Annotated in this window: 12 protein-coding genes and 3 tRNA genes; 5 read left to right on the top strand and 10 right to left on the bottom strand. The window is 46.7% G+C overall.

The window, feature by feature from the left end:
• The first annotated feature begins 733 nt into the window (after nucleotides 1-733).
• Nucleotides 734-1,945 carry a tyrosine-type recombinase/integrase gene (locus tag ACTQ3K_RS12260; protein WP_441568158.1) on the top strand — a complete coding sequence of 404 codons (1,212 nt, stop codon included), beginning with the start codon at nucleotides 734-736 and terminating at the stop codon, nucleotides 1,943-1,945.
• A 77-nt stretch (nucleotides 1,946-2,022) separates the two neighbouring features.
• On the opposite strand, the gene ACTQ3K_RS12255 is transcribed toward ACTQ3K_RS12260, so the two are convergent.
• Both ACTQ3K_RS12255 and ACTQ3K_RS12250 read right to left on the bottom strand, forming a co-directional pair.
• Nucleotides 2,023-2,598, bottom strand: coding sequence for a hypothetical protein (locus ACTQ3K_RS12255; protein ID WP_441568160.1), 576 nt, complete (start codon nucleotides 2,596-2,598; stop codon nucleotides 2,023-2,025).
• A 10-nt stretch (nucleotides 2,599-2,608) separates the two neighbouring features.
• Nucleotides 2,609-2,851 (bottom strand): hypothetical protein, encoded by a 243-nt coding sequence (locus ACTQ3K_RS12250; RefSeq protein WP_441568162.1) that lies wholly within the window; start codon nucleotides 2,849-2,851, stop codon nucleotides 2,609-2,611.
• A gap of 484 nt (nucleotides 2,852-3,335) precedes the next feature.
• Between ACTQ3K_RS12250 and ACTQ3K_RS12245 the strand changes: the two genes are divergently transcribed.
• From ACTQ3K_RS12245 to ACTQ3K_RS12230, 4 genes are all read left to right on the top strand, one after another.
• Nucleotides 3,336-3,548: a hypothetical protein gene (locus ACTQ3K_RS12245; RefSeq protein ID WP_441568164.1), complete on the top strand. Its 213-nt coding sequence runs from the start codon at nucleotides 3,336-3,338 to the stop codon at nucleotides 3,546-3,548.
• Between the two features lie 38 nt (nucleotides 3,549-3,586).
• Nucleotides 3,587-3,733 (top strand): hypothetical protein, encoded by a 147-nt coding sequence (locus ACTQ3K_RS12240; RefSeq protein ID WP_441568165.1) that lies wholly within the window; start codon nucleotides 3,587-3,589, stop codon nucleotides 3,731-3,733.
• An 11-nt stretch (nucleotides 3,734-3,744) separates the two neighbouring features.
• Nucleotides 3,745-4,149, top strand: coding sequence for a hypothetical protein (locus ACTQ3K_RS12235; protein WP_441568167.1), 405 nt, complete (start codon nucleotides 3,745-3,747; stop codon nucleotides 4,147-4,149).
• A 218-nt stretch (nucleotides 4,150-4,367) separates the two neighbouring features.
• Entirely contained in the window at nucleotides 4,368-4,976 is a 609-nt protein-coding gene (locus ACTQ3K_RS12230) for a recombinase family protein (RefSeq protein WP_441568169.1), read from the top strand.
• A 151-nt stretch (nucleotides 4,977-5,127) separates the two neighbouring features.
• Here ACTQ3K_RS12230 and ACTQ3K_RS12225 read toward each other — a convergent pair whose 3' ends face one another.
• The 8 genes from ACTQ3K_RS12225 to ACTQ3K_RS12190 all read right to left on the bottom strand — a co-directional run bounded on the left by ACTQ3K_RS12225 (nucleotide 5,128) and on the right by ACTQ3K_RS12190 (nucleotide 12,345).
• A complete protein-coding gene (locus ACTQ3K_RS12225; protein ID WP_441568170.1) occupies nucleotides 5,128-5,670 on the bottom strand; it encodes an NADH peroxidase in 543 nt (180 codons plus the stop codon).
• Nucleotides 5,671-5,753: 83 nt separating this feature from the next.
• The gene (locus tag ACTQ3K_RS12220; protein WP_441568171.1) at nucleotides 5,754-6,173 is read right to left on the bottom strand and encodes a Fur family transcriptional regulator; all 420 of its coding nucleotides are present in this window, start codon (nucleotides 6,171-6,173) and stop codon (nucleotides 5,754-5,756) included.
• Nucleotides 6,174-6,317: 144 nt separating this feature from the next.
• Nucleotides 6,318-8,126 carry a serine hydrolase domain-containing protein gene (locus ACTQ3K_RS12215; RefSeq protein ID WP_441568173.1) on the bottom strand — a complete coding sequence of 603 codons (1,809 nt, stop codon included), beginning with the start codon at nucleotides 8,124-8,126 and terminating at the stop codon, nucleotides 6,318-6,320.
• Between the two features lie 281 nt (nucleotides 8,127-8,407).
• Nucleotides 8,408-10,621 carry a metallophosphoesterase gene (locus tag ACTQ3K_RS12210; protein WP_441568175.1) on the bottom strand — a complete coding sequence of 738 codons (2,214 nt, stop codon included), beginning with the start codon at nucleotides 10,619-10,621 and terminating at the stop codon, nucleotides 8,408-8,410.
• Entirely contained in the window at nucleotides 10,618-11,751 is a 1,134-nt protein-coding gene (locus ACTQ3K_RS12205) for a YibE/F family protein (RefSeq protein ID WP_441568177.1), read from the bottom strand. Before ACTQ3K_RS12205 ends, ACTQ3K_RS12210 begins: the two co-directional genes overlap by 4 nt.
• Before the next feature lie 332 nt (nucleotides 11,752-12,083).
• Nucleotides 12,084-12,154: transfer RNA gene (locus ACTQ3K_RS12200), tRNA-Cys, on the bottom strand.
• Between the two features lie 12 nt (nucleotides 12,155-12,166).
• Nucleotides 12,167-12,238 (bottom strand) — tRNA-Glu (locus ACTQ3K_RS12195).
• A 35-nt stretch (nucleotides 12,239-12,273) separates the two neighbouring features.
• Nucleotides 12,274-12,345: transfer RNA gene (locus tag ACTQ3K_RS12190), tRNA-Asn, on the bottom strand.
• Between the last annotated feature and the right edge of the window lie 136 nt (nucleotides 12,346-12,481).

Genomic DNA, 12,481 nt, shown 5'->3' with positions numbered 1-12,481 from the left:
ACCTCTCTGTTCAATAAGATTTTACTAACCTGCCAGTCAGTAGTCTCATTGTACTCTGAGGTATTTTCAATTTTCAACATCCACGTTTTTTATTATACAGGAAGCTCCTTTCTCGTATTATAACAGACGACGCATGTTATGTAAACAAATCTGTGAGCCCTGATTGCCTTAATTTCCATGCCCGCTCGATTCCGCTTTGCTCCATCTCGCTGGACGGCTGGCACCCCCTCTACGCCTGATCTACTCGCCATGCCCGCTCGATTCCGCTTTGCTCCATCTCGCTGGACGGCTGGCGCCCCCTCTATGCCTGATCTACTCGCCATGCCCGCTCGATTCCGCCTTGCTCCATCTCGCTGGACGGCTGGCGCCCCCTCTACGCCTGATCTACTCGCCATGCCCGCTCGATTCCGCTTTGCTCCATCTCGCTGGACGGCTAGCGCCGTATAAAATGGCAAAAATAAACGCCCGGCCAAGTAAACTTGCCGAACGTTTATTTTACCATTTTGCATGGCTTGTAGCTTAGCCAAAGTATCTCTTTAACAGGCCTTCGAAGGCTTTGCCGTGGCGAGCCTCGTCACGAGCCATTTCATAAGATGCTTCGCTTCGCTCGCATCTTCGTAAGGCTTGATATTTCAGCGTTTTTCGTATTCAGATTAGGACACCATGTGTCCCGCTCCAAAAGGATAATAGCATAGAAAAAAGTGTCCCGCAAGTGTCTTAAGGAGGAAAACACATGGCGGAACACTATAACATGGGCGTATATCAGTTGGAAAACGGAAACTGGGCGTGGCGATTCACAAGAACGATTGACGGAAAGCGCGTCAACAGAAAAGGTACAAAAGACGCAGACGGCAATGTGCTGAAAAGCCAGAAGGCGGCAATCAGAGCAAGGCAGCTTGCCATGATAGACTTTGAAGCGAAGCTGAATGAGAAGCCGAAACACCGCATGACCGTGCAGGAGGTTTACGAAGAATACTGTGAGCATGGGCGGAGCGGGAAAGCCTATACCACCATCCAGAAGCAGGATAGCTTGTGGCGGAATCATATTTCAGAGCGGTTCGGGCAGCGGTATATAGATGGTATCTCGGTCGCTGAAATCAATGATTATCTGACGGAACTGTACTATGTTGAGGGGCGCGCGTATAAGTATGTGGAAGGCTTTCTGAAAATGTTCTATCTGATATTCGGACAGGCATACTCCCGCGGCTATCTGGAACTGGACACCTACAATAAACTATGCATGACAAAGGATGTACGCATTCAAATGCCGAAAATGAAGGTGGATGAAGAAACCGACATCATCGCCTATGATACAGAGCAAGTCCAGAAGTTAGATGAATATTTCATGGGGACAAATGCAGAAACCGCCTATATGCTTGGAAGGTATTGCGGATTGCGAATCAATGAATGCTACGGACTCAAATGGTGCAATGTGGATTTGGAGAATGGCTGCATCATTATCGACCGACAGATGCAGTATCAGAATGGCTTGATTAAACTGGTATCGCTAAAAACACGCAACGCACGCAGGACGGTCTACATGAGCCAGAAGCTAAAGGAATACTTCATAGAACTGGCGCGCAGGCGTGAGGCGGATATAAAATTATACGGCGCGCAGAGGGAGCAGAATCAAACCTTTATAAAAGATGTAGACGGCAGCTGCCTCTCGTCCCTTCAACTTGTAAACACTTTGCCGAACGGCAAGATACAGACCGTCAATTCAATGAAGTATCATTCCCGCACAATCAAGTCTGCTCTTGGTATAGACTTCAAATTCCATCATCTCCGCCACACTTACGGCACACGCCTCGCGGAAATGAATACACCGACACACATACTTTGCAATCAGATGGGACACGCAAGCGGAAAGGTCACAGAGCGGTATTATCTGGCTGTTTCTAAGTCGGGCATAGAAATCCTTGCCAATAATCTGAACGCGTTGTAATAGCGAATGACGGACGCAGCGAAAGCAACGGAAATAAACGACCCGCGGGAAATCTTCTCCCGCGGGCTTGCTATATCTTAGAAATAAAAATTTCCGTGTTTAATTGGTATAGTTTCAGAGGTGGGAAGATAATAGCCTTCTGCTTGTCTCATGCGCTCCTCCTGCTCCTCTAATTTTCTAATATTTGTCAAATCATCTTCTGATAGAGTATTATCTATTTCTATATCCTCTGACAATACATCATCGTCGGCAAAGCTGATAGGCTTTCCGTCTGTTGGATAATTTTCAAAATTGTGTCCGTCTGCTAACTCACTACTTTTACTATCTCGACCGCTGCCCGCTCTTGGTACTTCATAGAAATCATAAGTATTGCCATGAGAAGGAACAAGATAGCCTTTATCCTCTAAGCGGTGAAACTGGTCATGGAAGGTTGAACGAGCCATGCCGATTGCCTGTCTGATGGCAGCGGGCGACAAGGCAATCTGATAGTTGTTGGCATTAGATGCCAGATACAGATAAAGCAGCGTGGCGTGCGCTCCTAAGTCACGCGCCGCAGCCATCCAGTTTTCATTCTGTATGCCTAAAAAGTCTGACGACACGCGCTCTCTGTGGATGTTTACTAATCTCTGGTTAGGGTATGTTACTGTTGGCATGGCATCCTCCTTAATTTCCAATATCGTTGAGCAGGTCGCGCAGCTCTCTTAAGGCTTTATCCTCAAGCTGAATGGACACGCGGGACATGACATCCTCTGTGATTTCCTTCTTCATCTGTTCCATTTCTCTTTGATGATTCATCTCATCAATTTTCATGCTATTCATGTACATCATATTCAGCGTTGCCTGCATCTTTTTATCCATGCCGCTGATAAAATAGTTGAACATATAGTCCTTCTGGACATTCTTCATGCGGGTATCTCCTTTATCACAAAATTTATTTTCGGAAAGCATTTTTTATTTACTTTCTATATATATTTTATCAAAATTTTTTATGAGAATCAAAAAACGACCGCTTGAGCGGGGGACAGGGGATGTATTATGGGAAATAAATTTTTCTGCATTTGGCAGCGGGATTTGCGTGGACAACCGCGACACCATGAGAATACATGTATTTGTCGTTATCGCTTCCGTATTTGAATGAAATATAATGATTTTGCATGCGTCCGCAAGAGAATACAGTCGTTTTCGCTAATTATTTATGCATTCCGTTTGTTTGCACGAAATACGAATGCAAATTACATGTATTTTGCTGAAATTTGACGAATTGCAAGTTTTTGCAACAAATTTCGGCAAAACTCTTGACAATATATATATATATATATATATATAATGGATGTACGAATTTGCTTTGCGGCAGATTTCGTACATTTTTTGTTTTAAGGAGGAAAAACGCATGCGTATCGTAATCGACACCGACAAGAAAACAGTTACAGTTCCTTGGAACTATGCCGCAAAACTGGAAGAGATGAATCGTATCATCAAGGACGGCGGCGGTGACAAACAGTATACTTTCAGCAGCTATCTCAAAGAGATTTGGGCTATCTGCATGGAGAATACAGACAAGAGCTTAATTGTTGCCGACAAGCCTGCCCGCGCTAAGAAGTAATGGGCGCGCCGCGTGTAACGCCGCAGGAGATTGTAGAAATGCATCATCTTTATGCGGAACTTGGAAACTATGCGGCTGTTGGTCGCAAAATCGGACGCAGCGGCTCGACCGTTGCAAAATACATTAAAATGAAAGGTACTCCCGACATTGTGAAGCACACCTTCAAGGAAATTGTGCGGGGGTAAATGGTGAAGTTATGAAGAGGATTATTTCTGTTGTTTTAGTGCTGATTATGACCATGTCATTGGTAGCTTGTGGCGGAAAAACAAGCAGTTCAACAAAAACGGAAAAGGACTATACTCCTACATATGAATCGGTAGTTGAAGGAATTAAGAACGAATTCAAAGACCCCGATTCTGTTCAATTATCAGATGCTAGTTACGCAGATGTTAAAGACGCTGAAAACGAATGGTTAATTATAGGAACTGTCCGAGCTAAAAATAGTTTCGGCGGTTATGGTGACCCACAAGCATATGTCATAAGCTGCAAAGGAAGCACTTATAAAATCGTTGAAGAATTTAACGATGCATCCTATATGGACAATAAATATTTTGTTGACCATGGGTGTAATGCCGCAATGTCTTTAAAACACGCTGAATAAAATTTGTATTCATGCTGCATTGATATATGGAGCGGGGCGCGAGTCCCGCTCTTCTTTTCACTATTCGCAAAGGTACACCTTTACAAACACGCAAAAACACTGCACTTTTCTGTTCATTTATTACACAAAATTATTTGCGAATATATTCGTATAATACATTGACATTTACGAACACCTTTGATATAATACGAACATAAAGAACAAGGGGGACGCGCCACATGGACAGCCGCACATATTACTACGCAAGAGTATCAAGTAAAGACCAGAACTTAGACCGCCAGATTTCTGCTTTCAAGGCTCTTGGAGCAACAGAAAGAGAAATCATCACCGACAAGGAAAGCGGCAAGGATTTGGACAGAGCGGGCTATCAGGCATTAAAGAAGGCTATCTTACGGCGCGGGGACACCTTGGTTATTAAATCTCTTGATAGACTTTCCCGAAACAAGGCAGACATTCATAACGAGCTTCGTTACTTCAAAGAGAACGGCATCCGCCTTAAGGTTATCGACCTTCCTACCACAATGATGGATTTGCCAGAGGGTCAAGAGTGGGTTTTTGAGATGGTAAACAACATCTTGATTGAAGTTCTCGGAACGATTGCCGAACAGGAACGCGCAACTATCAAGCAGAGACAGGCGGAAGGAATTGCCGCAGCGAAGGAACAAGGAAAGAAACTTGGTCGTCCCGCGCTCACATTCCCCGCAAATTGGGATAAGGTTTATGCCTCTTGGAAAGCGGGAGAAATTACCGCAAAGAAGGCAATGGAACTTACCGATACAAAGAGAACGAGCTTCTACAAGCTCGTCTCTCTGATGGATGAAGAGTAACTAAAAATAAGGGACACTTTTTTCAAAGACACATTTACTCCTATCTGAATATCTTAAAACGGCAGCGGGACACCCGAAGGACACAAGCAAAAAATAAGAGGAGAAGGATTTCTCCCTCTCCTCTTGGAAAGCCTTGATTTATAAGGTTTGATTAGCCAAAGTATCTCTTTAACAGGCCTTCGAAGGCTTTGCCGTGTCTAGCCTCGTCTCTTGCCATTTCATGAACAGTGTCATGGATTGCATCGAGGTTTGCAGCCTTTGCTCTCTTGGCGAGATCAGTCTTGCCTGCGGTTGCGCCGTTCTCAGCTTCTACACGAAGCTCCAGGTTCTTCTTTGTGCTGTCGGTTACTACTTCACCGAGAAGCTCAGCAAACTTTGCTGCGTGCTCTGCTTCTTCATAAGCAGCTTTCTCATAGTACATTCCGATTTCGGGATATCCTTCTCTATGAGCAACTCTTGCCATTGCCAGATACATACCAACCTCGGAGCACTCACCGTTAAAGTTTGCTCTCAGGTCTTCCATGATATCCTCGCTCGCGCCCTGTGCAACGCCTACTACATGTTCTGCAGCCCAGGTCTTCTCGCCTGCCTGCTCAGTAAACTTGCTTGCGGGTGCTCCACACTGGGGACATTTCTCAGGTGCTGTTTCGCCTTCCCATACATAACCGCATACACTACAAACAAATTTCTTCATATCAATTTCTCCTTTTCTTTAAAAACACAATGGTTATTAGTTCTTTTTATATAACAGTAATGATTACTGTTATTATTTTTATATCACACGGCCTCATTCTTGTCAAGACTTTTTCTCATCTTTTCTTCACATTCCCCGCATCGGCCATAGAATACCGCCGTGTGGCCGGAAATAGAACCGTCAAATCCTTCCGCCGCCATGGCCTCCAGATTTTCCAATGGCTTCATCTCAATATCCTTCACTGCTCCGCAATCCCGGCATACAAAATGATAATGAGGATCTGCATTTGGATCAAAATGATCAACACCATCTCCGCAGCTTATTGTCTGGATTTCTCCCACAGATGCCAGCAAGGAAAGATTCCGATATACTGTTCCCAGACTGATATTGGGATATTCTTTACGGATGTTCATATATACCGCATCGGCCGTAGGATGGTCTTTCCTGGTCGAGAGGAAATTCTTAATACTTTCCCTCTGGCGACTGTATTTCATCGTTTTCATAGGCCCTCCTTATCTTTAAGAATGATAATGATTACTATTTTCATTATATCTTATTTCACGTTTCTGTCAAGCCTATATTTTCCGCTTTTGCCTTATGTCGATCTTTTCCGCTTTTTGCCTTATGGAGCAAAGCTGTATCCCCACTCAAAATAGCCGTACAGTCTCTTCCAGATGTCCGGTTACAACCGGGTGGATCGTCCGATCCACCAAGATTGCCGGAAGATCTACACCGATTTTATTCTGCAGTGTATCCATCAGACCGGTTTTCAGCGTATCCTGCAGCAAAGAATCCAGTCCTTCCGTGATCATCCTGCTGCCCGGCGTCTCGTCCCACCGCATTTCCAAATCCTGATATCCATTTCGGAAACAACACTTCACCGTCCGCCGCACAGCCTCCTCCAGAAATGCCAGATTAAGCTTCAAAACCGGCGATCCGTCTTCATCGCAGGTTATCTCGCCTTTCCCACCAAGAAGATACGGCTCCTCATGAAACAGACAAACCGTCTCTGCTGCCCGGCTGAAACCCACCTCGATCCGGTGCATGTGCTCCCCTTCTTCCAAAAGCAGGAAGAACCTCCCATCCTCAAAAGCAAAGCCTGCACTGCCGATCCCGTCAGTATAATTATTATGAAAAACCTGAAATACCAGCGGGCAGAGCCCCACATGCTTCTCATTGAGCTGATATCTTTTTCCGTTCAGGGCTTTCATGAACCGCTCCCGGAATAAAAATTCCGGCTCCCCGGCACTCCCCTTTCTTCTCCAGCTGTGAAGCTTCGCCCTGTCTGTCCGTTTCAGCAGTTTCTTTTTTGTGGTTCCGAACCGTTCCAACACTGATTCTGTATCCCGAAGCTTCCGAAGGGCCGCCGGATCCTCAGGGAGAATCTCCTCCGGTTCAAAATCCACCTCAAAATATCGCCTTACAATGTCCAGCAGCACGCAGTTCTGGAACAGCTCATCACTTCCCGCATTAGTTGCAATTACAAGATCCAGATCGGGATACCCCACCACATTCTGCCCCAGCATACCGTTAAAGGTAAAGCTGCCGGGTCTCCCTCCGAGCCAGACCTGATAGCCATAGCCATAAGGTCCCATGTTTTCCGGTGTATCCTCCTGATGACTGGTCGCTGCCTCCACCCAGCACTCCGGAAGAAGCTGCTGCCCCTCCCAGTTTCCTTTCCGGAGATAAAGCTGTCCAAGCTTCGCGGCATCCTCTGTTGTCAAAAACAGTCCCCAGCCGCCCTTATTAATCCCCATGGGACATGTTTCCCAGTATACCTGATGAATGCCCAATGGCTCCCAGAGCCTCGGTCTCAGATATTCTACCATGGGCTCTCCGGTGATCTTCGTCACGATCGCTGAAAGAATATAGGTATTCATGCTGTTGTACTCAAAGGTTTTTCCCGGTTTTCCTCTGGTAGAGGCCAGAAGATAGCTGGTTACCCAGTCATCACCTGAAACGATTCCCGTCTCATTAAACGTCACACCGGTCGTCATAGTCAGCAGATGCTCCACGGTCAGACTTTTCTGATGACCACCGGTAAACAGAAGCTTTTTATCCAGAATCGGATAAATCTTGTCCTCCAGAGAAAGCTTTCCCTCCGCGATCAGCATGCCAATAGCCATGCCTGTAATACTTTTACACATGGAATAGGATGTATGCCACACATCTCGCCGATACGGTGCCCGGTCCGCCTGCGCGATCACCTTTCCATGACGCAGAACGATCACATGATGCAGATCAGTCCGCTCATCTTCCGCCAGCTCCTCGAAAAACGCTGCCAGATGACGGGAGGAAACGCCCTGTGACTCCGGCGTACACCGCTCCAGATGCTCCGACTCTTCCCCGCCGACTGCCGTCTTTTCCGGCCGATACGTTACGCGGCTGATATGATCCGTATTCCCCTTTATGAGATTTTTCAAAAGCTCCGCCACTGCCAGATGATCCCTCAGCATAGTTCCTCCTCCTTTACTTTTTCTCTATTATAAAGTATTTTTCCCCAATTTCCATTAACATTTCATTAAAAATCCAACACAGCGGCAATCCTCCCTCCCCTCAGTGCATTCCCTAAGAGCTTTTCACCGATTGCTTTTTCCTATTTTTTTATTTCATAGGACGAACTTTCCTCTGAAATGGAAAAGAACCCTGCTGCCGAAAATGCTCCGGCCAGTCAGAGTTCTTTTTTCAGGTCGGCATTTCAGCCTCCTGCTTCCTGTTTTATTTTTATGCCGCGGATTTACTGTTCTTTCTTTTTCATCAGAACCGTCACTCCTGCCGCTGCCGCACCAGCTGCTGCCAGAAGGCTGATCCACAGGAATAATCCCGTGTTATCCCCGGTAGCAACACCTTTTCCTGCTCCGACAGCAGTTCCGCTTCCGTTATTGCCTGTTCCATTTCCTTTGCCACTTACAGCTGCTCCTGCCTTTGTCGGCTCCTGAGATGCTTTTGTGGGTTCTGCTGTGGTGGATTCTTTCACAGAAGGATCTGTTGCGGCTGTAGACTCTGTCGGATTGCTAGAAGGCTCTGTCGGCTCTGTGGAAGGCTCTGTCGGCTCAGCAGAGGGCTCTGTCGGCTCTGTGGAAGGCTCATCCTTCTTTCTGAGAATTTCAAAACTGTCCACCACACTCATATCGGTGGAACGATAGGTCGTGATCTTGAAGGAAGTGCCTGTTACTTCAATGTTGGAGATATTCGGAATGTTCTCCTGGTTCTTCACTGCCGCATATGCAAACTCCGAATCCTTGATCCTATAGAACTTGCTGCCACTGGCAGAATTCACGGTCACATAAAGGATTCCGTCCGGATTTGTCACGCTGGACTCCACCTGCTCGGTTACGACAGGGGTCAGTCCGTCCATCATATAGCTTCTGGTATATACATGGTCATGTCCCATCAGCACTACATCGATATCCAGCTCCTTGAATACCGGTGCCAGAGCTTCTCTTCTCTGAAGAATGTCCTTGTCATATGCATGGCTTGCAACACTGTAGATGGAATGATGGAATACGACCACCTTCCAGTCCACATTGGGATTAGCATCGATTGCCTGCTTCATAAATGCCCGATGCTCTGCGGTGCTGAGATTATTAGAATTTAAATTCATGAACAGTACATTATTGTAAACATACCAGTAATCGCTTCCCGCATTGGTCTTTCCGTACGCAGACACATTCGGGTTGTTAAAATGCTCACTGTATGCTGCGTTGGAGGAATCATGATTTCCGACAACAGTTGCCGTTGTCATGTTATATAACTCTGCGTGCTCCAGATATCCATCATACTGTGCTTCATTGTTCGCGGTATTAACCTGGTCACCGGCGCTGATCAGAAACGCCGCATTGGGAAATGCTGCCGCTGCATTCTTTAATGTCACACCCCAGCCGTTTGTATCATTTGACGCGTTTCCGCTGGCACCGATCTGCGGATCACCTGCAAGCAGGAAGCTGAACGCACCTGTTCCAGTGGTCTTAAAGGTATAAGGAGCAGAAACCGTAGTTCCGTTTACAAGACGGTATACATACGTTGTCTCCTTCTGCAGCCCCGATAAAGTCGCACGGAAGCTGTAGTATCCGCTTTTATTGGAGGCTGCGGTCATGATTGCCGGAACCTCAGTATAATCTGCTGGGAATTCGTTTCCGGATGCGACTGCATACTGAACAGAGGCCGCATCTGTGCTGTCTGAATACCAGGTCAGATTTCTTGATGCTCCCGATGCACCTACCGTAAGCGATACGGAGCCCTGAGCCGCTGCCTTTGTTTCACTGCCGCCGTTTTCTCCGGGATTTTCCGAACCTCCGGTCTCTGCCGGTGTCTTTGTCTCCAGCTTCAGGGAGCTCATCTCAAAGAAAATATCGGAGCTGCTGGGACGGCCCTGATGGATCTCCACACAAAGCACATTGCTTCCATTTTTCACCAGTGCTGCGTCTGCCTGGATTTCACCGGTCTTGGGATCTCCGGCATTGGAGCCGCCGTAACCGTTTGCATCAAAGCTTCCGTCATCAAAGCCTGCGATCTTTGTTCCGTTCAGGTATACAACTGCCGCATCATCATATTTCAGCGCGCCCTTTAATACCTGGTCTGCCGCCGCAGCTGTCCCCTGGAAGGTTGTCCGGAAATAGAACACCGGAATATCATCTCCGTCCGTTCCGTTAATGTATTGGTTCAGCAGTACATTGGGAATACAGCCGCCGCCAAGATCTGCAATAGCCCCGCTCTTCGCACCGAAGCTTTTTGTTCCGGTCTTCCAGTTCTCTGTGGAAAAGCTTTCGCTCATCCAGCCGTCAGCCGGCTTTGTATTATCGTCCAGATAGCTCCAGACTGTGTTTTCATTGACATAAACCGTTTCTCCTGCCGCCTCAGCAGTCTTTCCCGAAGTCAGCGTCGCTGCTCCGCCCGCAAATGTCATTACCCCGACTAACAGCGCCGCGAGACATTGTTTCCATTTCTTCATACTATTTCTCCTTTTTGTCCTGCTTGTTTAAAAGCATGTTCTTTTTCCGGTTCAGGTTTTTCCGAACCTTTATTTAAATGACCATACCCAACCGCGCAGACTGCCGCGCTGATCGGTACGGTCAGAACAACCGCCATACTTCCCGCAATTCCCTGTGCCGCCTCCAGCGTCAGGAAATTCGAAGACATCAGCTGATTATACTGAACTCCATAAGAGATCAAAACCATTAACGTTGCCAGCGAAGAACCGGCAAAAGCCAGGATCAACGTATTTGTCATCGTGCCGATCATATCCCGTCCAATATTCATGCCGGACCGGAACAGCTCTGTCCGTCCCATCTCCGGATTCAGCCCGGAAATTTCTCCCAGAGACGCTCCCATGGAAACTGCCACATCCATGACTGCTCCCAGCGCCGATACCATCACTCCGGAAAGAAGGACATCTCCCAGCCGAAGTCCCGTTACCTGAGCGATCAGTACCAGATCCTCCGCTGCATCAAGATTGCAGCCGGTAATATGAAGAATCGCCATAAAAATCCAATATACCACTCCCGCCGACACACCACCTAAAACAGCACTGATCAGATTTAACAGCGTTTTTTTCTGTAATCCCCCAATGCAAAAGCAGGTTACCGCACAGGAGGCCGTCACCGTGATAACGGTCAGCAAAAATCCATTCTGTCCTTCATACAGCCCCGGCAAAAGATATCCCGCCACCATCAGGATCGTAAACACCAGCCCAATGCAGCTCATAAGTCCCCGTTTTTTTCCAATCAGCACTACCAGAAGCAGGAACGCCGCTGCAATGAGCCGGATTCCACTGCTCCGGTCATAATTATAGATTGTATAATACGGTTCCGCCTGTTCCGGCTCATCCGCACAGACAACTACACGGCTGCCCTTTGTTACCTTTACCAGATGCTGTGCCGTGATATAATTTTCAATCTCCAGGATTTCTCCCTTATGATCTCCTTCACTTAACCGAACCTGAACCTTCTGATACCCGGCTGCATATTCCGCCGCCGCTCCGGAAACCTCACTGTTTTCTTCCAGAATTTCCGTAACCGTTCCCTTTATATAACTGGTTGTTTCTGTATTGAATCGCTGATACACATATGTCTGTGTTTTCATCCTCCAGACCAACAGCCCCATGAACACAAAAATAATAAAAAACATGCCTGCGGACAAAAGACCACGCTTTGATTGAATCCGTCTAAACAAATTTACACCTCTGAACATAGTTTCTTTTCTGCATAAAAAAAGATAACACAGATGACCCTTGCCGCTCTATCATGGTTCTCCATGATAAATCTCAAGTTTCATCTGTGTTTCTGATTTTTGTGTAAATTTTATATTGTACAATCCCTGCTGTATGCAGTGCGATTCCCCGCAGAACGATCTTATTTCACAGAATAATAAGTTTTATGAAACAAAAGCTCTCAGATTTTCATCTGAGAGCTTAGAGGCGACAGCCGGATTTGAACCGGCGATAGAGGTGTTGCAGACCTTTGCCTTACCACTTGGCTATGTCGCCATATTTAATTAGTGACTCCAAGGGGATTTGAACCCCTGTTACCGCCGTGAAAGGGCGGTGTCTTAACCGCTTGACCATGGAGCCTTATTTTCTTTCAAAACTCCGTGGAGCTTTTATCGCTCCCCGAGTAGGGCTCGAACCTACAACAACTCGGTTAACAGCCGAGTGCTCTACCATTGAGCTATCGAGGATCATTCACAAGGCCAGGATACCCAACCGATATTCCTATACCTTCAAAACTACACATTGTCCAACATCATTTCATTCCCAAAACTCCTAAACCACCTGGATAAGCCCTCGACCGATTAGTAACAGTCAGCTCCACAC

The organism is Candidatus Paralachnospira sp. LCP21S3_A2, assembly GCF_052118925.1.
Lineage (GTDB): Bacteria > Bacillota > Clostridia > Lachnospirales > Lachnospiraceae > Lientehia.
This window is presented reverse-complemented; position numbering and strand designations above follow the sequence as displayed.